Source organism: Gordonia humi (assembly GCF_014197435.1).
GTDB lineage: Bacteria > Actinomycetota > Actinomycetes > Mycobacteriales > Mycobacteriaceae > Gordonia > Gordonia humi.
This window is the reverse complement of sequence record NZ_JACIFP010000001.1, coordinates 1,283,757-1,305,187: the sequence shown is the minus strand read 5'-3', so window position 1 is coordinate 1,305,187 and position 21,431 is coordinate 1,283,757. Positions and strand designations below refer to the sequence as shown.

Here is a 21,431-nt window from a genome sequence, read left to right as displayed (position 1 = left end):
CAGACTGGAGCCGTGCATGCGAGTCCTGGTGACCGGAGGCGCCGGATTCATCGGAGCGAACTTCGTGCTCCGCACTCTCGACACCCGGCCCGGCGTACAGGTCACCGTGCTCGACAAGTTCACCTACGCCGCCAATCCCGCGACCCTCGAACCCGTCGCCGACCGGGTGCGCGTGGTGCGCGGAGACATCGCCGACGCCGCGGTGGTCGACCCGCTCGTCGCCGAGTCGGACCTGGTGGTGAACTTCGCGGCCGAATCGCACAACGACAACTCCCTGAGAGATCCGTCGTCGTTCGTGCAGACCAACCTGGTCGGCACCTACACCCTGCTCGAGTCCGTCCGACGATACGGCGCCCGCCTGCATCACGTGAGCACCGACGAGGTGTACGGCGACCTGGACCTCGACGATCCCACCCGTTTCACCGAGCGGACCGCCTACAACCCGTCGAGCCCCTACAGCTCCACCAAGGCCGGCAGCGACCTCCTGGTCCGCGCGTGGGGCCGGTCGTTCGGGATCACCGCGACGATCTCCAACTGCAGCAACAACTACGGTCCGTATCAACACGTGGAGAAGTTCATCCCGCGCCAGATCACCAACGTCCTCAGCGGCATCCGCCCCAAACTGTACGGCGACGGTCGCAACGTCCGCGACTGGATCCACGTCGACGACCACAACGACGCGGTATGGGCCGTCGTCGACCGCGGCGAACCCGGCGAGACCTATCTGATCGGCGCCGACGGCGAAGTGGACAATCGGACCGTCGTCGAATCGATCCTGGAGGCGTTCGGCCGTCCGCGCGACGAGTTCGACTTCGTCACCGACCGCGCGGGCCACGACCGCCGGTACGCGATCGACTCCACGCGCCTGCGCACCGAACTGGGTTGGACGCCGCACTACACCGACTTCGCATCGGGTCTGGCCGCGACGATCGACTGGTACCGGACTCACAGCGACTGGTGGGCACCCGCCAAGGACGGTGTGGAAGCCTCGTACGCGAAGACCCAGACCGTCCTCGACCGAGAAGGAATCTGATGCGTGTACTCGTCACCGGAGGAGCGGGGTACATCGGCTCGCACACCGTCCTGCAGCTTCAGGCGGCCGGACACGACGTGGTGATCGCCGACGACTTCAGCAACGCCAAGCCGAGCATCGTCGGACGGCTCGTCGCGCTGTCCGGCGAACCCGTGACCGTGTACACCGTGGACCTGACCGACGAGGTCGCCACCGATCGAGTGTTCGCCGACGAGCAGATCGACGCGGTGATCCACTTCGCGGGCTTCAAGGCGGTCGGCGAGTCGGTCGCGAAGCCGCTCTCGTACTACCGCAACAACCTCGACACCGCGTTCTCCGTGCTCACGGCGATGCAGGCGCACGGGGTCAAGACTTTCGTGTTCTCGTCGTCGGCGACGGTGTACGGCGAGAACACGGTCCGCGAGCGCACCGAGGACATGCCGACCTCGGCCACCAATCCGTACGGCTGGACCAAGGTGATGATCGAGCAGGTGCTGCGCGACCAGGCCGTCGCCGATCCGTCGATGCGCATCGCACTGCTGCGCTACTTCAATCCGGTCGGTGCGCATGCCAGCGGAGAGATCGGCGAGGATCCGAACGGTACGCCGAACAACCTGATGCCGTTCGTGTCGCAGGTCGCCGTGGGACGTCGCGAGAAGCTGTCGGTGTTCGGCGACGACTACGACACCCCGGACGGCACCGGTGTCCGCGACTACATCCACGTCGAAGACCTCGCGGCCGGGCACCTCGCCGCGCTCGAGAAGATCGCGCACGACGACGAGCCCCTGTCGGTGTGGAATCTCGGGAGCGGACAGGCGATCTCGGTCCTCGAGGTGATCGCCGCATTCGAGCGCGCCAGCGGCAGGCCGATCCCGTACGAGGTGGTGCCACGTCGTGCCGGCGACCTCCCCGCCTACTGGGCCGATCCGTCCAAGGCCAATGCCGAGCTCGGTTGGAAGGCCACCCGCACCATCGACGACATGTGCGTCGACACCTGGCGGTGGCAGTCGAAGAACCCGAACGGGTTCTCCGACGAGCAGTCCTAGGCCCGCCCTACACCGACTCGTCTTCGCGCAGCCGGACGTCGGTGACGGCGCTGCGCATGGTGTGCGGTCCGGCGATCGACGTCCGGTTCCCGACCACCATCACGACGATCGCCAGCAGCGCCATCGCGATGCCGAAACCGAATGCCTCCGGATAGCCGACGCTCGGGAAGTTCTCCATCACGGCGACGATGATCGCGGGTGAGGCGAAGCCGAGGTAGGTGATCCCGTAGAACACCGCGGTCAGGCCGGCGAGTTCGTCCGGCCGCGCGATCCGCTGCACTTCGAGAAGTCCGGAGATCAGGGCCATCCCGTAACCGCAGCCGAGGACGGTCGCGGCGATCAGCGCCATCGGTATCGCCGTCGACGAGGCGGCGACGATCGCCAGGCCGAGACCGACCATGACCAGGATCAGCGCGACGACCCCGGCGCGCGGCGAGCCGGGCTTGTCCAGGCGCTTGCCCAACGTCTGGATGAGGAATCCGGCCATGAGTCCCACGACGCAGCACAGACCGGCGAAGGCGATGGACCAGCTGGAAGTCTTCTCCGTCATGAACGTCGGGACGATCGCGTAGGCGACGGCGCACGCACCGAACACCCACGGTGCGACCGGCGCCACCATGAGCCAGAACCGGGGATGCTTGGCCGATCGGATGCGCAGCGACTGGCCCAGCGTGCGCCCGGTGTCACGAGGGCGATGGGACTCGGGCACGCGCAGGACCGCCGCGAACGACACCGCGGCCAGCACGATGTTGATGAGATACGACAGTTGACTGGGCCAGAACGCCCACTGGGCCAAAACCGCCGCAACGCCCGCGCCGACACCGAACCCCGAGGTGAGACTCAGCGCGGCGCGGCGCGCGCCCGCCGTGGTACCGGCGCCGTCGGCGTCGGAGAGCTCCTTGATCCAACTGCCGCCGACGGCCATCGCCAGGCCCAACGCGACTCCGCTGCAGACGCGGCCGATCACCAGCAGCGCCACCGAGTGCGCACCGGCGGCCAGCAGCGCCGATCCGATCGCCGCGATGATCGGTGACGGCAGCATCAGCGGCCTGCGCCCGTATCGGTCCGACAACGGACCGCCGATCAGCAGCGCCGGGACGATGCCGAGGACGTAGGTGAACAGCAGTGCGTCGACGATCACCGGCGAGATGTCCGTCGTGGTCCGGTACATGACCAGGAGCGGCGTGAACTCGTTGCCGCCCCACGCCGCCGCGAAGACCGCGAGGCAGACCGCGGGCCATCCCGCGCGTCGGATCATGTGGTTCATCGATCTCCCCCTTATCCGTGAACCCGATGCAGATGCGCGACGAGCAGCCGCGCGAACCCGTCGGCGTCGCCGTCGGCGAGCACCTTCGCGAGCGCCTCGTGATCGTCGAAGATGACGTCCACGACGCTGTGGCCGCGTCCGAGCCGGGCCGCGGTCATCCGACGCTGCCGCTCGCCGAGCGAGACGTAGAAGTCCCCGAGCAGAGCGTTGTCGCCCGCGCCGACGATCAGCTGGTGGAACTGCGCGTCGAGCCGCGCGAACTGGGCGGCGTCGGCCGGATCGGTCGCGCGGTGGGCCGCCAGGTTCTGCTCGAGCCGGTCGACGAGGTCCGCCAGCGCGGCCGAGCTGCCGACGACCGACGTCGCCGCGTGCGATTCGACGACCACGCGGGCGTCGACGACGTCACGCGCCTCCTGCTCGCCGATCGGCACGATGAGCGCTCCACGCTTGGGATACAGCTTCATCCAGCCCTCTGCGGACAGCCGCAGGAACGCCTCGCGCACCGGAGTCCGACTGACCTCGCAGCGCTGTGCGATCTCCCCTTCACTGATCAGCTCGCCACCGGGAAGCTCGCAGGTGAGGATCAGTTCCTTGACCTCGTCGAACACCCGATCGGCCGCTGAATACGTCATAGACACAAGATGCATACTAGTCGCACGACCCGGAATCCTGAAAGTCGCACGAACCGCCCCCACCCCCGGGACGACCACGACCGCTTCTCGATGACACAATCGGGACACTCGGCGTTTCGGACACGATCCACCCGACGGCATAGAGTGATCGATGACACATGTACTCACCGGTAGCGTGTCGCGTCACTCACAACGTCGACTTTGGGACCCGACTCTGCTGCGCAACCCGCATATCGTGAACCCGATCGATATTCGTACCGAGCACTCCCGGCGTGGCCGGAGATCCAGGAGTAAGCGTGACCAACACGACGCCGCAGACCGATCAGCCGACGATCGCCGAAGCCCCGATCACCGAGGACGAGATCTTCCGCGCCCACGAGGGCGGCAAGCTGTCCGTCGAGCTGGGCGCACCGATCGATACGCAGCGCGATCTGTCGATCGCGTACACGCCCGGCGTCGCGCAGGTGTCGCGCGCCATCGCGAAAGAGTGCGATCTCGTCGACAAGTACACCTGGACCGACCGTCTGGTGGCCGTCGTCTCCGACGGCACCGCCGTCCTCGGTCTCGGCGACATCGGCCCGCGCGCATCGCTGCCGGTCATGGAGGGCAAGTCGGCGTTGTTCCGCACCTTCGCCGGCCTCAACTCGATTCCGCTGGTACTCGACACCACTGATCCGGACGAGATCGTCGAGACCCTGATCCGGCTGCGTCCGAGCTTCGGTGCGGTGAATCTGGAGGACATCTCCGCGCCGCGCTGCTTCGAGATCGAGCGCCGCGTCATCGAAGCCCTCGACTGCCCGGTGATGCATGACGACCAGCACGGCACCGCCATCGTCGTCCTCGCCGCGCTCAAGGGCGCACTCACCCACCTCGACAAGGACATCGCCGGCCTCAAGGTGGTCGTCTCCGGTGCGGGAGCCGCGGGCGTCGCGTGTTCCAAGATCCTGCAGGCCGCGGGGGTGCCGGACATCATCATCCTCGATTCGAAGGGCATCATCGGCGAGCACTTGGACGACCTCAACGAGTTCAAGGCCGACCTCGCCTCCTGGTCGAATCCCCGCGGCCTCTCCGGCGGCGCGGCGCAGGCCCTCGCCGGAGCCGACGTGTTCCTCGGCGTCTCGGCCGGAACGGTTCCGGAGGAGGCGATCGCCTCCATGAACGACGACGCGATCGTCTTCGCACTGTCGAACCCGGATCCGGAGATCCATCCGGAGGTCGCCGCGCGCCACGCCGCCGTCGTCGCGACCGGGCGCAGCGACTTCCCGAACCAGATCAACAACGTCCTGGCCTTCCCCGGTGTGTTCGCCGGTGCGCTCGACGCCGACGCGCGCCGGATCACCGAGGGAATGAAGCTGGCCGCCGCGGACGCGATCTTCGGTGTCGTCGGCGACGATCTGGCCGCCGACCACATCGTGCCCAGCGCGCTCGACCCGCGCGTTGCTCCAGCCGTCGCCGAGGCCGTCGCCGACGCCGCCCGCGCCGAGGGCGTCACCAGGTAGGAGGGCCCGCTCTCCCGCCCGCCGAGCCGCTTCCCGCCGGTCGAACCGAGTCGAGACCCCCGTCGTCGACCTGACATCCACTCGGATATCGGGTCGACGATCTCGTCTCCGCCCGCCACAATGACGTCATGTCCACGTGGTGCGTATCCGACCTCGATCTCCCCTCCTATCTGTCGAAGATCGGCTTCACCGGCGAGCCGGCCGCCGATCTGACAACCCTGCGGGCCCTGCACCGCTCCCACACCACGTCGATTCCGTTCGAGAACCTCGACATCATGCTCGGGCGGAACGTTCGACTCGATCTGGAGACGTTGCAGGCCAAGCTGATCCGGTCCGCCAGAGGCGGCTACTGCTTCGAGCACGCCGCCCTGTTCGCCGCCGTCTTGGAACGGATCGGCTTCCGGTTCACCGCACTGTGCGGGCGAGTCACCCTCGGCGGCGACTGGTCGACGAGACCCGCCACGCACGCGCTGATCGTCGTCGAACTGCCCGAGGGACACTTCCTGTGCGACGTCGGTTTCGGCCGTGGTCCGCTGGAGCCGATCGAACTGGTCGACGGCGCCGAGATCGACCAGGGCGGCTGGCGACTGCGCCTGACCGCGGAGCCGACGAGCGACGTGTTCGGCACCGACCGCTGGATCCTGTGGCAGCACGACGGCGGCTGGATCGATCGACACACGTTCGTCCTCGCACCGCAGTTCCCGATCGACTACCGCGTCGGCAGCCACTTCGTCTCGACGTCACCGAGTTCGCCGTTCACCGCGAGACCGTTCGTCCAACGGTTCCTCGTCGACGTTCACCACACGCTCGACGGTGCGACCCTCACCAGCGTCACGCCCGACGGCTCACAGACCGCGCGGGAGGTCCCGGTCGACGAACTCGACGCCGTGCTGCGGGAGGTGTTCACGATCGAGCTGCCGCCCGCCGATGCCGCCGCTCTCGCCGAGTCGGAGGTGCGACGACGAGGTATCGCCGCCGGTTGACCATCGTTTCGGCCCCCGTTTTGCTCTGACCGACGTCGACTCGGTAACATCATCGAGGCTGCCGCGAGGCAGCACGCCGCCTTAGCTCAGTCGGTAGAGCGATTCACTCGTAATGAATAGGTCAGGAGTTCGATTCTCCTAGGCGGCTCCGGTAAGGGCAGGTCAGCTAGTGTTTTTCACTAGACGGCCTGCCCTTATTTTTGCGTTGGTGGGCGTTTACTGGGCGTTTTCACCAGGGCGGATGGGCGCTAACCGTTCGAGGATCGCACTGGAGTCAGGTGCTTGGTGGGCGCGTTCGATGTAGTGGCGGCGGGTGATGTCGGCGCTGGTATGTCCGAGCTGTTTGGCTGCGGTGTCTGCGTCGGCTTCGCGTTCGATCAGTGTTGCGACGGTGCGGCGGAGCGTGTGTGGCGTAACCCACTCGTAGTTGTCGCCTCGAATCTTTCTCCAGTTGGTGCGTACGTTCGCGGGCCATCGGGGTGTGCCGTTGCGTGTCGGGAACACCAGATCGTAGGGGATGCCTCTAGCCTTCTGTCGTTCTAGCGCGTCCACGGTGAAGGCAGGGACCGTTACGGTGCGATGTCCGGCGTCGGTTTTTGTGTGCGGTTGTCGGTCGCCTTGCGCGGTGATCGTCCCGGCGATAGTGACCGTCCGGTTCTCAAAGTCGATGTCCTCCCACCTCAGTGCGAGGACTTCGCCGATGCGGGCGCCGGTTCCGATCATGACGTCGATAAACTCTGCGAGGTCGTAGGCGCGTTTGGGTCCGGCGTGCTGCTCGTTCTGCCATTGCAAGGTGCGGAGCCGGAGCGTCTGAATGTCGTCGAGGGTGAGCGCTTTCGGCTTCTTCCGGCTTGCTGGTGGCCGGTATGCGTCGGTGACAGGGTTGGACGGGGGCGCGTCGTATCGTGCGGCGAGCGCGAACGCTTGCTTGAGTGCAACGCGTGCATCGCGGGCGGTGGATGGTTTCGGGATCGCGCGGAGGAATCTGTCGATGCGGCCGGTGGTGGCTTCTCGGAGTCGCACCTCATTGAGGCCGGGGAGGATCGTTCGGTCGACGATGCGCCTGTAATAGTCTTTGGTGGCTTGCGCTCGGCCGCTGGCGTCGACGTCTTGTAGCCAGAGGGCGCAGAGGTCTCCGATGGTGGAGTCGAGGGTGAGGGTGTCGCCGCCTGCTTGGTGGTTGCGGTCGACGAGCTTCTTCTTCAACGCTGCTTCGGCTTTGGCTCCGGTGGTGCCGCGTGCTCGTACTTTGCGGGTGGTGCCGTCGTGGTCGCGGTAGCGGGTTTCGGCTTGCCACGTGGTCTCGTCGAGTTGGGTGCGGGTGATCTTCCCGTAGGTGCCGATGTCGAGGGGCGGCCTAGGCATCTTCGTCGCCTACCTCGTCCGCTGGACTCCACGACGAGATTGAGAACTGGCTTCGTTCAACGGTCCAGTCCAGTCGCTCATCCACAACGGTCACCTTCGGGAGCTGGACACCTAGCGCGGACAAGACTGATTCCAATCGAGTTCGTTCGGACTCGACATCGCGAAGCTGTGCCGTCATCCCCTTGGTCTCGTCGCCCCGCCCGGCCGCGATGTCGATTTGTCGAGTAAGCCTGTTTGCCTCGTCGATCGCCTCGCCCCAAGACACCAACGTCGTCATTCGCTCCGCAGCGGTATTGAATAGTCGCGCGCCTCGCACGATCGGCTCACCGGCCTCCTCCGGATCGATCCCCGCTTCCAAAGCCTCAACGAACCGAGCCTGATCCCAGGGGCGTACGGACCCAATGTCCTGCTGGCCTGTGAACCAACGGATCGCCCGATCTTCACCCACTGGGCGAGATAACGGCAGGTACCTGGTCGCGCCGTCTGGTCGCGGGTAAAGGAGCGCGACTGGCGGCATATAGAGGGCGGTGGCAAGGACCGTCAACTCCGCAACCTCGATCCCCTGCCTCCGCCCGGTCTCGATCTTCGCAATCGCGCCTCGCGCCATCGGATAACCGAGTTGCTCCGTTCGACTGGCTAGCTCAGCGGCTGAAATCCCGAGTTCCTTACGCCGCTCCGCTACCGCTTCGCCTACTACGCGTGCGCGTGCCGCCGCCCACTCTTTCGGATCAGGCATGTTCTCCATGAGGACAAATCTACATGACATTGACCCCAAGGGTTGCAATGGTTCATCACGATGCTTATAGTTCGTTACAGAACCAAACGGTTCGTATTTTGTTCGACAGGAGAACATACATGACCGCGCTACTCACCGACCGGGCGGCAGTCAGCCTTCAGGAGGCCGCCCAGATCATCGGCATCAGCAAGTCAGGGGCCTACAACCTCGCCCAGTCCGGCAACTTCCCTTGCCGAATCCTCAAAGTCGGAGGCCGGTACATCGTCCCGACCGCTGGACTTCGCGAACTGCTCGACATCACCGCCACCGCCTAACACCGCACGAAAATGGAGGAGAACCCCCAGATGATCACCACATTCACCAACGAGGCCGAAGCACTCGACAGCGATGCGTGGCCCCAACTCATTCACGACAGAGAGTGGAAGCTCTACTACGGTGACCGAACCACCGAAGTCCACGTCTACGGAACTGGCATACGAGATAGGTCAGCAGTCGACTACGCACTACAGGTCGCACAAAACGAACTCGCCCGCAGTGGACCGCGCATCTACCCTGGCAACCCCGACTACCCGAACCACCCGCAGGACGGATACCCGCAGAACGCGACCGAACTCCGCGACTTGATCGACAACCGCATGTGGTGCGACGACGAAGTCCTTGACGCACTCGACAAGGGTTGCGCAATCCTCCGAGACGGCAAGCTCGACCGGCAAGGGGGCATCGACTTCGACGGCAAGCTTGAGTTCTTCGATCTCGAAATCATTCGGGCGTTGATGCCCGAGACACTGCTCCACCAGTCGATCACGCGCCACTGGTTCAACCGGACGATCCGCCCAATTCTCGAAGACTCGACATGCGTACTGTGCGGCGAATCCTATCTGCCAGGGAGCGGACATAATCCGGCACCGCTCGAATCGCAGGAGGTCGGCAGGTGCTGCAACGACTGCAACGCCAATCTCGTGGGTCCGGCGCGGATCAACCTCATGGATGGAGACGACCGATGAAAACTGACGCAACCCGAGCAACGCTCCACCAGTTCATCCGCGACACACTCGGACGCCTCGAAGAGGACTACGACATCGACACCATCGCCGACGACATCTATGCGGCCGCAGGTAACTGGGATCCCACACGCATCGACAGCGACCACTACTGGCGCATCGTGTACTGCCACCAGAAACTCAACCCGATTCTGAAGTCCCCCGTGGCCGAACTTCACGACCGCCTCGATCATGCGGCAGGTACAGCCCGGAAGGTCCTCGACGCGGCCCTCGCCCTCAACATCAGCCCTGCCGTGGAGCATGAGACGGACGGCTCCTACACGCGGGTCACCTGGTCGCGCATCGACATCGACACCCGACGTGGTGTGCGCGTACTGACCCATTGGTCCAGCGACGACCCGACACCCGACACTGTGATCGATCTGGATGGTGAGTTTTCGGACGACTACGACGACGTCACCACCCTCATCTCGGCCCTGAGTGCCGCGCAGACGCTACGAATCCAGCTCGCCGACCTCATCCCTTAGGGGAAGCAAAGCAATCCTTCAGCAATCATTTCAGCAAACATTCTGCCACAAGAACCCTTAAAGGCGTAAAGGACCGTGGTCCGATTTGCCAGCAGACACAAAAGGTCACCCTCTAGCAGATTGTTAGAATAGTTGCAAGTAGCCGTTAGAAGCTAATAGAGGAAGGAGAAGAATGTACCTGACACTAGGCGAAGCCGCCGACCGAGCAGACCGCACCCAGGCGACGATCCGCAACTGGATCGCTAGCGGGAAGATCACCCGGTACCGACACGGGCACCGCGTCTACGTCCACGCCGACGAACTCGACGCCGTACTCCACCCGACACCAGTCGCAGAATGACGAAACCCCACCTGACAGGTGGGGCCGTCGAAATCTCTACCAATCCACAATCTCCCCCGCGAACCCCGACCGCTGCAACGGTTGGGGTCGCACTCATAGAGAGCTGCTACATGCAGAGTACAGCATTCGACACATTAGTCGATGCCCTAACCCGCAGTGGGCGACGAGTCGACGGCGACGGAGACAGCTGCAAGGCCCAATGTCCCGCGCACGACGACAAGACCCCTTCCCTGTCCATCCGCCGCGCCGATGACCGCGCGCTCATCACGTGTCACGCGGGCTGCACACCCAAGTCGATCATGGACGCGGTGGGACTCACCATCGTCGACCTGTTCGACCGAGAGGCCACGTACGACTACCGGGACGTCCAAGTGCATCGCAAGGCCGACAAGTCGTTTCCGCAGACCGGCAACACGAAGTCGACGCGAATGTTCCGGCAGGACGAACTGGAACGACACCGCGACAAGCCGGTCCTGCTGGTCGAAGGTGAGAAGGACGCAAATACCGTTCTGTACCACTTCCCCGACTATGTGGGCGTCTCGTTTCGGCAGGGCGCCTCCGTAGATCCCGCGCGCTACCAGGTGGATAAGCTCAAAGGCCGCGATGTCACGATCGTCGCGGACAATGACGATGCGGGACGCAAGTTCGCGGCGAAGGTCGGCGACTTGCTACAAAACGTCGCCAAGTCGGTTCGCGTAGTCCGAGCGGCAGAAGGCAAAGATCTCACGGACCACTTCCAGCACGGCCACGGCATCGACGAACTAGTCGAGATGTGTGGCCCGACGCAGCGACGTTCGCTGGTCGTCACGTTCGGAAACCAGATCGACATGAAGCCAATCGAGTGGATGATGGACGATTGGCTCCCGTGGGGCTTCCTCACCCTCCTCGCTGGCCGGGAAGGTCTCGGCAAGTCGACGATCGCGTGCAAGATCGCTGCAGAACGAACCCTGCACGGTGAGCGCGTGATCTATCTGGCGACCGAGGACTCCATCGAGCATGTCGTCGCCCCGAGGCTCAAAGCTGCAGGGGCTGACATGTCTCGGGTGATGTTCCTATCGGTCAAGTCGGAGTTCTCTGACAACGGTGTCGTCGAGTTCCCCGCCGATCTTGACGCGGTGGAGGACTTGATCGTCGACTATCAAGTTCGGCTCGTTGTCCTCGACGCGGCAACGTCGGTCGTGTCTCAATCGGTGGCCGGTGACGGCAACAACGACCGGAAGATACGCGCCGTTCTCGAACCTATGGCTCAGCTCGCGTCGCGCCAGAACATCGTCATGTTGGGCCTCTGCCACTTCGGGAAGAAGGACTCTGCGGATTCCGGCAAGTTGATGATGGGGTCGATTGCTTGGTCGCAGGTCGCGCGTTCGGTTCTGTCGGTCGCGGCCGACGAGGACAGTGGGCGTCTCGTGGTGACGAACACGAAGTCGAATCTGGCGAAGCGGAAGCGGTCGGAAAGCGTCGAAGTGGTGACGAGGGACTTGGGTGACGGTATCGATGTCGGCGTTGCGGAGTGGCGAGGCGAGACTGACACGACAGCAACCGATCTACTCGGTGACTCTGGGGAGCGTGAAGAACGGACCGAGGCAATGAGGTGGGTCCACGACTACCTCGGCTTGAATCCTGACTCCCTCTCGCTAGATGTGAAGCGTGAGGGAGCAAAGGAACTGGGTTGCTCGCAGAAGGCTATCCAACGGGCCGCGAAGAAGCTCGGGGTGACGGCCACGGACACGAACGACTTCCCCCGGCGCACGGTCTGGAATCTGCCAGACAGTGGGGACAGCAACTCCATGCGTGTCCCAACTGTCCCCACTGTCCCAACTGGCGATGACCTGCATAAACACGATGTCCCCACTGGATCCCAGTCAGGACTGGGTGTCCCCACTGCGGCACGGTCAGGACACAGCATTCCCCCAGGTCACGCCCAGTCAGGACAGTCAGGACAGTCAGGACACGACTGGGATCACAAGTGCCTTGCGTGCAGTGAGGACTTGATCTTCGCCGACGACATCGCGGACGGCTTCCATACCGCAGACCGACACTGCGTCGAGGCAGCCAAGTCTCTCGCGCCGACGAACGGGATCGCATCATGAGCAACCCGAAACCGCGTGGTGTCGGACTCGAACTCGTCGAGGGGTGGCGCAATCACAAGGGTGAGCGGATCGAGCGTGGTGTTCGTGTCCGGGTAGGTACGAACTTCTCCATCGTCCCGGTTGAGGAGTTCGTCGACCTCATCGCGAATCTGACGACCGAATAACCCTTCTCTGGCCGGTAGGCCCGTAGACGTTTCTAACTCGTCTACGGGCCAATCTGCATTTCAGCCAAGCCCCTGAGCTGCACATTCAGGTACCCATTTTCCAATTTCAGATAGGCCCACCATGACGAACCACCCGACCCTCGCCACACGCGGCGAACTCGCGCAGATCCTCGATGTCACCGAACGAACCGTCCGAAACTGGATCAACCGAGGACGACTCATCCCCGCCGGGGACTGGACTCCACGCGGCGGACGCACCATCCCGCTCTACGCCGTATCCGAGGCACGAACCGTCCAGGCGCATCCGTGATCGACAACATCCCGGCATGGCGGCTCGGGCAACTCGCGTCCATCGTCGTAAGCCAACTCCAGACCGAGATAGAGAACACAGTTCGCCCCGATAACGCGGTCGCAAAGATCACCGCCGTCGACATGCTCATCAGGAACCTCGCGTTGATCGCAATGGACCACGGAATCTCCGTCGAGAACCTACCCATCAGACACGCGCCAGACGGCCGAATCATCGGCGCCGGGCGACGCCTACGAGGGACACACGCCCGCCGGATCATCGACGACCTCACCGCCATCGACGACACCCACGTCCAGATCCGCCGGCACCTCCGCTACGCGGCGATCACCAGTCCACACGCGTTCAGCCACGTCGCAGAGGCAGCCGAAGCCGCCGAACTCGACGCCAACGCCGCACGCATCGCAGCACTCAACGATTGGAGCAAACCCGCATGAGAATGACTGTTCAGGACGCGGCTAAGGCGGTCGGACGATCCATTTGGACGATCCGCGACTACGTGCTATCTGGACAACTCCCCGCCGTCCGCACGGGTCCGCTCCACGCCGGAGGCTGGCAGATCGACCTCACCCAGCTCCTCGATGTCATGGAGGCCAGAAAAGCCCTCTACCACAATCGCCCTTACAAGGCCGGTCCCGGCCGAGGGCACTGCGGTAAACCAGCCGGGCCGCTCACCCAGCGGGGTAGCGAATGACGAGGTACCTCGCCGTCACCCCGGTCACGATCGGGCAGGTACGAATCCGAACCCGATACGGAATCTGCGTGCTCGACATCGCAGACGCCTACCGACTCTCCGACCTATTGACCGACGCCGCCGATGAGCACGCCGAGGTCTGGAACACCCACCCCGAAAGAAGAAGTCTATGACCATCGAACGAGAAATCTCGACCGTTCACACCATTTACAGCGACGATCCATCCCGGCCAACGATCACGCTCCGCAACCTACCCAACGGCAATACCAAAGCGACCCAGGCGAGTTCGTGGATCACGTGGACGGACGGAGAACTCATCCAGTTTGTGAACGCGCTCGCCGAACTCCGACCCGACATCCTGGCCGATGCCCCCGACGACGCCCCAGCACTCGGGGAACTGTTCGCGAGCGGAGGCCACCAGTGAACGACCCGACACACCGCCTGATCTGCAACCACAACGGCGTCGAAATCCGAGAAGCGCCAGACGACGTATGGAAAGTCGTACTGCCGACCAGGAGGTACTTGTGGATGCCGCGCCAGTACGCTTTCGACGTAGCGACCGCTCTCGCCGACGCGATCGATAACGCTCGTGGGAACTAAAGCGCTCTCGGCATGCGGCCACGCCACAGTCAGGGGAGAAGGCCACCTGTGGCGGCTCAAGATCACCACTGACGTCGAGTCGTGGATTCGGTTCGACAAGCACTGTGCCGTAGACGCCCTCAACGCTCTAGCAGAGGCACTCATGGCACGCCCGGAACTATTCAACGAAGGCGACGCACTCGCGCTCGCAGACCGGCTCGTCGACTGGACAGAGCATGCCGACCGTCAATAGGACGCGGACAGGCCGGTATCGAATCTACTCAGACGACCACCGCCACTACATCACTATCAACCGCTACGAGGCCCGCGACATCGCGGAACAACTCCTCAACCTCATCAACGAACAGGAAACCTAATGATCCTCAAACCCCTCGAAGAAAACCTCGCCGCCCTCGGCATCGACGTCAAGCATCCCAAGGAAGTCCAGACAGCGATCGACAACCACCGCACCCTCCACGCCTGGCTGGCGGAGCCTGTCGGTAACCCTGCCGAACTCGCAGCCACCGGCCGCATCGACGAGGCTATCGCAGCCCTCAACCGCAAGCAGCACCACGAGGCGCTGATGTACAACGGATCGCGCGACCTGGTCAACAAGTACACAGACGCCGCAATCCTCACCAACGGCGACCACTACCTCAAGCAGTGCGCCAAGCCCATCACGGCAGTAGCTACCCGCCTCGCCGAGGTAGCAGCCCAGCTACCCGTCCACGAACCAGGATGGTCCGACCTCGACCGAGCAGTACGCGGACGCTAGGGGCTGGTGCACGAGTTGGTGACATCTGATCTGGCTTGCCCTGCCGGGGCGGCCTGGAAGGATGTTGTTGTGCCCAAGCCCTATCCCCAGGAGTTCCGCGACGACGTTGTTCGCGTCGCTCAGAATCGTGAAGACGGTGTGACGCTCGAGCAGATCGCCGCCGACTTCGGTATCCATCCCATGACGTTGCAGAAGTGGATTCGCAAGGCCGACGTGGAGGCCGGGATCAAGCCCGGCACGACCGCCGCGGCATCCCAGGAGCTCCGGGAGGCCAAGCGGCGTGTGCGACTGCTGGAGCAGGAGAACGAGGTCCTGCGCCGCGCTGCTGCCTACCTGTCCCAGGCGAATCTGCCGGGAAAAGGTGGTACCCGCTCGTGAGCGAGCTCGCCGCTGACGGCATCCCCGTCACGGTGGCGTGCCGGGTACTCAAGATCGCTCGTCAGCCCTACTACCGATGGCTCAAGAACCCGGTCACCGATGCCGAACTCGCCGAGGCGTACCGGGCCAACGCCCTGTTCGACGCGCACCGAGAGGATCCGGAATTCGGCTACCGCTACCTGGCCGATGAAGCTGAGACCGCGGGCGAGAAGATGTGCCGGCGCACCGCCTGGCGAATCTGCTCAACCGGTGGCTGGACCAGTGCCATCAGCAAGAAGGGCCGCGGCAAGCATCGCAAGGCCGGCCCACCCGTGCACGACGATCTCGTCGAGCGAGACTTCGCCGCCGTGGGCCCGAACGAGCTGTGGCTCACCGACATCACCGAGCACTGGACGGCGGCGGGAAAGCTGTACCTGTGCGCGATCAAGGACGTCTATTCGGGCCGCATCGTCGGGTATTCGATCGACTCCAGGATGAAGTCCTGCCTGGCCGTGGCCGCACTGAACAGCGCCGTCGCCAGGCGGGGCGACGTCACAGGCTGCGTCCTACACAGCGATAGAGGATCTCAATTTCGCTCGAAGAAGATGCAGAAGGCTATCACCCGGCACGGCATGCTCGGGTCGATGGGAAGGGTCGGCGCTGCCGGGGACAACGCGGCCATGGAGAGCTTCTTTTCACTGCTACAGAACAACGTCCTCGACCGCCGATCCTGGGCCACCAGAGACGAGCTCCGGGCCGCCATCGTGCACTGGATCGAACGCACCTACCACCGCCGCAGACGACAAGACCGCCTCGGCAGATTGACCCCCATCGAATTCGAGACAATCATCAACCACGAGGCCCCTCAGGCCGCGTGACTAACCGTGTCACCTAACCGTGCATCAGCCCCCTACGGCAACGCACTCGCCGACAGTCTCGACCTCGCAACCACGTTGATCGAGTACGCAAGCAGAATCGCTAAGCCGATCGCAGTCGCAGATAAAGCAGATCGCCAACGAGCAATCGCGGCCACACTCTTCGCCACTAACACTGAAGACGTTCGACTCGCGCACGCTCGCACTGTCCAACACAACGTCGACCTTCTCTACTCGCTGCTCCGAGCGCCCGATGCCCACGACGTCATTGAAGTAGCTGGCGGTCGACACCCATCCATCACCGTCAACCCGGTGTTCACCGTCGCTGACATCGACGCCCGCCTGCGGGCGTGGGAGCACGTCTACACGAACGCCACCACGGCCACCGACACACCCACGGAAACGGAAGACGACGAGTGACAGCCCACGGCGTAGCAGCAGCAGTGCGGGCACTCGCCACGCAAGCCTCCACCGTAGATCAGGCAATGGCCGAACACCGCGCCCTCGAAGGACACGACAACCCGCGACAGGAACTCCATTCAGGAGCCAGCACCAACACCGTCGAAGCAGGGCCGCTCGGTGAACGGTGGACTGAACTGTTCCGCCAGGCACTCGACTACAGACCAACTGGGCGCGAATAACGCTGTGCGACAACAGATTACGGATGGGGGGTGGCCCCTTTCGGTCTCGGCGGCCACCGCTGGCATTGGCCGACATCTATAAATGGAAACGATTTTCAAAACGGGATGAGGGCCGATCATTGGCTTTAAGTAAGGACGAACGGGCGGCGATCCGCAGTGACATGCTGAGAGACCCCAAAACCCCAGCGCACGTGAAGGAGAAGTTGCTTCATGAGGATCGAATGGAGTTTGAGGGGCGGCGGAATCGTCGGCGGCCGGTGGTGTCGGTTCAAGAACGGGTGGACGCGTTTTATGCGGAGCATGTGCCGGAGATTGATCCGCCGATTGTGGTGATGGATCGGGATGCTGATCCTGATGTGGTGGTGGATTGGTATTGCTCGGATGGTCAGGTCGCTGTTCATCGGGCGGTGTTCGGGGTGGTTGATGCGGAGTCGAGGCCGTTCTACTTCCGGTCTCGGTAGCGGCCGCAGGCTCGGAGACCAACTCTCCGAAACCTAGAAGCTCGGAGGGGCTTGAGGACGAAGGAGCCACAGCAGGCTTTCTACCAGGCAAGATGCCGATGTATCATGCGATACACTGTGCTACTATTGACGTCAACAGGAACGTGAACGGAGGTGCGAGATGAGCGCAGATTGCCAGGAGTGGACCACCACTACCTACGTGGCGAGGTTTGCGGACGCTGACCGCGCCTTGGCTGTGGCCGACGCTCAGATCAAGCGGTGGCAGCCGCTATTGGATCGACTCGCTGACGAGTGAGTATCGAACACCTCTCGGGCACGATCATCGAGGGGATTAACGCCCGCATCGGCGGTGGTCTACGGGATCATGAGATGCTGGCTGGCGCAGTAGGACGCCCAATGACGTCCGCCTTCGGCCAGGAAGCATTCCCGACCGTTTGGGATAAGGCGGGTGTCTATATTCACTCGTTGAGTTCGACTCAGTGCTTCTCCGACGGGAACAAGCGGACGGCGTGGATTTCAGCGGTGACGTTCCTTGAGCTGAATGGGGTTGGACTGCGACCCGTGATGACAGTTGAAGCGGAGGCGTTCGTCCTCGCCGTGTCGCGCAGCCTGTTCGACACCACCGATGATCCGGGGCGGACACTGCGGCGTGCAGCGGAGTGGTTCCGCGTCAACGCGATCTGGTGACCACCTTCGCCAGATCGAGATGGGCGTTTAGTGGGCTAGAACTAGTCGACCTCATTCGCATCTGATGGAACTGTCAGTAACTCTGATATCGCTTCCACCAGTAACGATAGACAATATTTGACATCCGGAGGATTTCATGTATGTGCCACCCCCTGTGAACAGGTCAGGAGTTCGATTCTCCTAAGCGGCTCCGAACGGCACGTTCGGCTCAGTGCCCTTCTCCGTCCCCACGGCCGGTGCGGAGGATCGCGGGCGCGGTCACCTCCGAGCCGGCAGCGCGGCCCAGTCGCCCGCCCGCGGGATCACCAGCGGAGTGTGCGTCTCCGGATCGTCGATGATCCGGCACGAGAGTCCGAATACCTCACCGACCAGCTCCGCGGTGATCACCTCGGCCGGCGGACCTTCGGCGATCACTCGCCCCGCCCGCATCGCGATGAGGTGATCGGCGTACCGGCACGCATGGTTGAGATCGTGCAGCACCGCGACCATCGTCTGCCCCTGCTCGCGATTCAACCGCGCGCACAGGTCCAGGAGTTCGATCTGATGCGCGATGTCCAGGAACGTGGTCGGCTCGTCGAGCAGGACGATCTGCGTCTGCTGCGCCAGTACCATCGCGACCCACACGCGTTGTCGTTGTCCGCCGGACAGCTCATCGACGAGCTTCGCCGACAGATCGGTGATGCCGGTGTCGCGCATGGCCGACGCGACGGCCTCCTCGTCGTCGGCCGTCCACTGCTGAATGAGCCGCTGGTGCGGATATCGGCCCCGGGCCACCAGGTCCGCCACGCGGATGCCGTCCGGGGCGATCGACGTCTGCGGCAGCAGACCGAGGGTCCGCGCGACCTGTTTGGCGGGGTAGGAGTCGATCGCCTTCCCGTCGAGCAGCACCTGGCCCGCCTCCGGCTTCAGCAGCCGCGAGAGCGCACGAAGCAGCGTCGACTTCCCGCAGGCGTTCGGGCCGACGATCACGGTGAACCGTCCGTCCGGGATGTCGACCGACAGGCTCTCACTGACGGTCGCACCGTCGTACCCGATGGTCGCGTCGACGGCCCGAAGCCGCGGACCGGTCGCGTGTCCACCGGCTCCGACCTCGGTCGTCCGACCTGGTCGTCTCATCACATCGCTTCCTTCCGTACGAGCCTGCTTCCGCTGGGCTGATGTCACTGTCGTCGGGCCTGCACGGCGAGCAGCCAGACGAGATAGACGCCGCCGATCGACACCGTCACGACGCCGACCGGCAGTTGTGTCGGCGCGAACGCGTTCTGCGCGATGAAGTCGCTGAGCACCAGCAGGAGTGCCCCCATCGCCGCCGCAGGCACGACGCTGACGCCCGCGGTTCGAGCCAGTCGGGACGCCAGCTGCGGCGCGGCGAGCGCGACGAACGCGATCGGCCCCGCGAGCGCGACCGCGACCGCGCTGAGCGCCACGCCGACCACGATCATGGCCAGGCGCACGCGTTCGGTCCGCAACCCCAGCGCCTGCGCCGCATCGTCGCCGAGATCCAGGATGTGCATTCGACGAGCCACCACGATCGTCGGCACCGCCAGAACCGCCAATGCGACCAACAGCGGCACGGCGAGCGGCCATTTCACGCCGTTCAACGTTCCCGCTCCCCACGCGGCGGCGAGCATCGAGTCGCCGAGGTCGGTGCGGTAGATGAGCCAGGTGTTCACCGACTGCAGCATCGCGGTGAGCGCGATGCCGACGATGATCAGTCGAAAGCCCTGGACGCCGCGTCGGTAGGCGAGGAGGTACACCGCGAGCGCGGTGAGCAGTCCGCCGACCACCGAACCCGCGGCGGCCCACGCGTAGCCTGCGCCGCTCACCACCATCACCACGAGCGCACCGGTGTACGCGCCGACGTTGAATCCGATGATGTCGGGGCTGCCGAGCGGATTGCGGGTGAGCGACTGGAAGAGAGCACCGGACGCACCGAGCGCCGCGCCCACCCCGAGCGCCGCCAGGACTCGGGGCATTCGCCACTCCACGATCGCCAGGTGGTCCGCGGGAGTGCCGCCGCCGAGAATCGTCTCCACGACTTTCAGGGGAGGCACGTCGAAGTCGCCCGTGCCCAGGGATATCACCGCCACCACGAGCGCGACCACCAGCAGCATCGAACACACCAGGACCGAGCGGATGCCGACTCGCCCGGAGACCGCCCGACCGCGTCGGATGAGTACCCGACGTCCGAAGTCGATGCGACTGTCCGCGAACCCCAGACGCTCGATCAGCGATTCGATCCGGCTCACAGACCACTCACCTTTCGACGGCGGACCAGAGCGATCAGCACCGGCGCACCGACGAACGCCGTGACCAACCCGACCGCCATCTCACCCGGCATGATGACCCGCCCGACCATGTCCGCGGAGAGCACCAGGAGCGGCCCGCCGATCAGTGCGAACGCGATGATCCACGGCTGCTGCGGTCCGACGATCCATCGCGCGATATGCGGGACCATCAACCCGACGAATGCGATGGGACCCGCCGCGGCCACCGCCGCGCCGCAGAGCAGAGTGATGGCGACGACGCTGACCGCTCGGGTCCGGCCGACGTCGGTGCCCAGGGACCGAGCGAGGTCGTCGCCCAACGACACCGAGTTCAGCGCGCGCGCCACGACGGCGCTCAGCAGGAGCCCGGCGAGGATGAACGGCGCCACCGTCGCCGCGACTCCGATCGGACGGCCGAGCAGCGATCCGGTGTTCCACGCGCGCAGCCCGTTGAAGGCGACCGGGTCGAGCAGCATGAGTCCGGTGGTCACTCCCATCAGCACGGCGCTGAGCGCGACTCCGGCCAGGGTGAGCCGCACCGGCGTGCCACCGCCCCGCCCCACCGATCCGAGCAGGTAGACACCCACGGCGGCGAGAACGGCGCCGAGGAACGCGAACCAGATGTAGGCGCTGACGTCGCTCAGCCCGAGACCGCCGATCGCAATGGTCACCGCTAACGCGGCACCGTTGTTGACCCCGAGGATGCCCGGATCGGCGAGGGGATTGCGCGTCAGCGCCTGCATCAGCGCGCCGGCGACCGCGAGCGCGACTCCGACCAGGAGGGCCAGCACCGTCCGCGGGATCCGCTGGTCGACGACGATCGCCTGTCCGACGACCGAGCTGTCGTAGTGGGTGAGGGCGTCCCAGGCGGTGGGCAACGGCACCCACTCGGCACCTACGGTCAGACTGACCAGCGAGAGGACGGCCAGGACGCCGCAGCCGAGGAGCCACAGAGCCGCGCGAGCCGAGTTCCGGCTCACCATCGTGACGGCCCGCACTCCCTACTGCCGAGAATCACGATCGCCTCTCCTTCTGGTCGGTCGTCACCTGATTCACCAGGATTCAGGACAGCCTAGCCTGCGCCGGGGTAACGTTCCTCAGAGCGGGGCCCGACGCATCCCCGACA

At 64.4% G+C, this 21,431-nt stretch carries 24 protein-coding genes and 1 tRNA gene; 18 read left to right on the top strand and 7 right to left on the bottom strand.

What is annotated here, in order from left to right; all coding sequences use genetic code 11:
• The first annotated feature begins 16 nt into the window (after positions 1 to 16).
• On the top strand, positions 17 to 1,033 hold the full coding sequence (gene rfbB / locus BKA16_RS05950; protein WP_183369796.1) for a dTDP-glucose 4,6-dehydratase: 1,017 nt from the start codon (positions 17 to 19) through the stop codon (positions 1,031 to 1,033).
• On the top strand, positions 1,033 to 2,058 hold the full coding sequence (gene galE, locus BKA16_RS05945) for a UDP-glucose 4-epimerase GalE (RefSeq protein WP_183369795.1): 1,026 nt from the start codon (positions 1,033 to 1,035) through the stop codon (positions 2,056 to 2,058). Before rfbB ends, galE begins: the two co-directional genes overlap by 1 nt.
• A 7-nt stretch (positions 2,059 to 2,065) precedes the next feature.
• Here the strand turns inward: galE and BKA16_RS05940 are convergent, their stop codons facing one another.
• Together BKA16_RS05940 and BKA16_RS05935 are read right to left on the bottom strand one after the other, a co-directional pair.
• Positions 2,066 to 3,325: an MFS transporter gene (locus tag BKA16_RS05940; RefSeq protein WP_382426573.1), complete on the bottom strand. Its 1,260-nt coding sequence runs from the start codon at positions 3,323 to 3,325 to the stop codon at positions 2,066 to 2,068.
• Positions 3,326 to 3,336: 11 nt separating this feature from the next.
• Entirely contained in the window at positions 3,337 to 3,957 is a 621-nt protein-coding gene (locus BKA16_RS05935) for a GntR family transcriptional regulator (RefSeq protein ID WP_183369794.1), read from the bottom strand.
• Between the two features lie 296 nt (positions 3,958 to 4,253).
• Between BKA16_RS05935 and BKA16_RS05930 the strand changes: the two genes are divergently transcribed.
• The 3 genes from BKA16_RS05930 to BKA16_RS05920 all read left to right on the top strand — a co-directional run bounded on the left by BKA16_RS05930 (position 4,254) and on the right by BKA16_RS05920 (position 6,587).
• Complete coding sequence (locus tag BKA16_RS05930) at positions 4,254 to 5,456, top strand: malic enzyme-like NAD(P)-binding protein (protein ID WP_183369793.1); 1,203 nt, start codon at positions 4,254 to 4,256, stop codon at positions 5,454 to 5,456.
• A 128-nt stretch (positions 5,457 to 5,584) separates the two neighbouring features.
• Complete coding sequence (locus tag BKA16_RS05925; protein ID WP_183369792.1) at positions 5,585 to 6,439, top strand: arylamine N-acetyltransferase family protein; 855 nt, start codon at positions 5,585 to 5,587, stop codon at positions 6,437 to 6,439.
• 75 nt (positions 6,440 to 6,514) lie between these two features.
• Positions 6,515 to 6,587: transfer RNA gene (locus BKA16_RS05920), tRNA-Thr, on the top strand.
• Positions 6,588 to 6,655: 68 nt separating this feature from the next.
• Here the strand turns inward: BKA16_RS05920 and BKA16_RS05915 are convergent.
• Together BKA16_RS05915 and BKA16_RS05910 are read right to left on the bottom strand one after the other, a co-directional pair.
• The gene (locus BKA16_RS05915; RefSeq protein WP_183369791.1) at positions 6,656 to 7,804 is read right to left on the bottom strand and encodes a tyrosine-type recombinase/integrase; all 1,149 of its coding nucleotides are present in this window, start codon (positions 7,802 to 7,804) and stop codon (positions 6,656 to 6,658) included.
• Entirely contained in the window at positions 7,797 to 8,549 is a 753-nt protein-coding gene (locus tag BKA16_RS05910) for a helix-turn-helix domain-containing protein (protein WP_183369790.1), read from the bottom strand. Before BKA16_RS05910 ends, BKA16_RS05915 begins: the two co-directional genes overlap by 8 nt.
• Positions 8,550 to 8,659: 110 nt before the next feature.
• Between BKA16_RS05910 and BKA16_RS05905 the strand changes: the two genes are divergently transcribed.
• The 13 genes from BKA16_RS05905 (at position 8,660) to BKA16_RS05845 (ending at position 18,038) form a co-directional block, all read left to right on the top strand.
• On the top strand, positions 8,660 to 8,854 hold the full coding sequence (locus BKA16_RS05905) for a helix-turn-helix transcriptional regulator (RefSeq protein ID WP_183369789.1): 195 nt from the start codon (positions 8,660 to 8,662) through the stop codon (positions 8,852 to 8,854).
• Between the two features lie 30 nt (positions 8,855 to 8,884).
• Positions 8,885 to 9,544: a hypothetical protein gene (locus BKA16_RS05900; RefSeq protein ID WP_183369788.1), complete on the top strand. Its 660-nt coding sequence runs from the start codon at positions 8,885 to 8,887 to the stop codon at positions 9,542 to 9,544.
• Entirely contained in the window at positions 9,541 to 10,068 is a 528-nt protein-coding gene (locus BKA16_RS05895; RefSeq protein ID WP_183369787.1) for a hypothetical protein, read from the top strand. Before BKA16_RS05900 ends, BKA16_RS05895 begins: the two co-directional genes overlap by 4 nt.
• 172 nt (positions 10,069 to 10,240) lie before the next feature.
• On the top strand, positions 10,241 to 10,408 hold the full coding sequence (locus tag BKA16_RS05890) for a helix-turn-helix domain-containing protein (RefSeq protein ID WP_183369786.1): 168 nt from the start codon (positions 10,241 to 10,243) through the stop codon (positions 10,406 to 10,408).
• Positions 10,409 to 10,518: 110 nt separating this feature from the next.
• Complete coding sequence (locus BKA16_RS05885; RefSeq protein ID WP_183369785.1) at positions 10,519 to 12,498, top strand: AAA family ATPase; 1,980 nt, start codon at positions 10,519 to 10,521, stop codon at positions 12,496 to 12,498.
• A complete protein-coding gene (locus tag BKA16_RS05880; RefSeq protein WP_183369784.1) occupies positions 12,495 to 12,662 on the top strand; it encodes a hypothetical protein in 168 nt (55 codons plus the stop codon). The genes BKA16_RS05885 and BKA16_RS05880 overlap by 4 nt, the downstream gene beginning before the upstream one ends.
• Positions 12,663 to 12,783: 121 nt before the next feature.
• Complete coding sequence (locus tag BKA16_RS05875) at positions 12,784 to 12,972, top strand: helix-turn-helix domain-containing protein (protein ID WP_183369783.1); 189 nt, start codon at positions 12,784 to 12,786, stop codon at positions 12,970 to 12,972.
• On the top strand, positions 12,969 to 13,406 hold the full coding sequence (locus BKA16_RS05870) for a hypothetical protein (protein ID WP_183369782.1): 438 nt from the start codon (positions 12,969 to 12,971) through the stop codon (positions 13,404 to 13,406). Before BKA16_RS05875 ends, BKA16_RS05870 begins: the two co-directional genes overlap by 4 nt.
• Positions 13,407 to 13,832: 426 nt before the next feature.
• Positions 13,833 to 14,087: a hypothetical protein gene (locus tag BKA16_RS05865; protein ID WP_183369781.1), complete on the top strand. Its 255-nt coding sequence runs from the start codon at positions 13,833 to 13,835 to the stop codon at positions 14,085 to 14,087.
• Between the two features lie 531 nt (positions 14,088 to 14,618).
• Complete coding sequence (locus BKA16_RS05860) at positions 14,619 to 15,017, top strand: hypothetical protein (RefSeq protein WP_183369780.1); 399 nt, start codon at positions 14,619 to 14,621, stop codon at positions 15,015 to 15,017.
• Between the two features lie 69 nt (positions 15,018 to 15,086).
• Positions 15,087 to 16,252, top strand: a protein-coding gene (locus tag BKA16_RS05855) for an IS3 family transposase (protein WP_183369779.1) whose coding sequence is annotated in 2 segments (ribosomal slippage) — positions 15,087 to 15,371 and positions 15,374 to 16,252 — 1,164 coding nt in all. Because the reading frame shifts where the segments join, the coding sequence is not laid out codon by codon here.
• A 703-nt stretch (positions 16,253 to 16,955) separates the two neighbouring features.
• Complete coding sequence (locus BKA16_RS05850; RefSeq protein WP_183369778.1) at positions 16,956 to 17,351, top strand: hypothetical protein; 396 nt, start codon at positions 16,956 to 16,958, stop codon at positions 17,349 to 17,351.
• A 291-nt stretch (positions 17,352 to 17,642) separates the two neighbouring features.
• The gene (locus BKA16_RS05845; protein ID WP_183369777.1) at positions 17,643 to 18,038 is read left to right on the top strand and encodes a Fic family protein; all 396 of its coding nucleotides are present in this window, start codon (positions 17,643 to 17,645) and stop codon (positions 18,036 to 18,038) included.
• Positions 18,039 to 18,296: 258 nt separating this feature from the next.
• On the opposite strand, the gene BKA16_RS05840 is transcribed toward BKA16_RS05845, so the two are convergent.
• Genes BKA16_RS05840 through BKA16_RS05830 form a run of 3 tightly spaced genes read right to left on the bottom strand, consistent with a single transcriptional unit; the run spans position 18,297 to position 21,288 of the window.
• Complete coding sequence (locus BKA16_RS05840; RefSeq protein WP_183369776.1) at positions 18,297 to 19,154, bottom strand: ABC transporter ATP-binding protein; 858 nt, start codon at positions 19,152 to 19,154, stop codon at positions 18,297 to 18,299.
• 44 nt (positions 19,155 to 19,198) lie between these two features.
• Positions 19,199 to 20,287 (bottom strand): FecCD family ABC transporter permease, encoded by a 1,089-nt coding sequence (locus tag BKA16_RS05835; RefSeq protein WP_343067292.1) that lies wholly within the window; start codon positions 20,285 to 20,287, stop codon positions 19,199 to 19,201.
• Positions 20,284 to 21,288 carry an iron chelate uptake ABC transporter family permease subunit gene (locus BKA16_RS05830; RefSeq protein ID WP_183369775.1) on the bottom strand — a complete coding sequence of 335 codons (1,005 nt, stop codon included), beginning with the start codon at positions 21,286 to 21,288 and terminating at the stop codon, positions 20,284 to 20,286. The genes BKA16_RS05835 and BKA16_RS05830 overlap by 4 nt, the downstream gene beginning before the upstream one ends.
• Positions 21,289 to 21,431 lie beyond the last annotated feature (143 nt).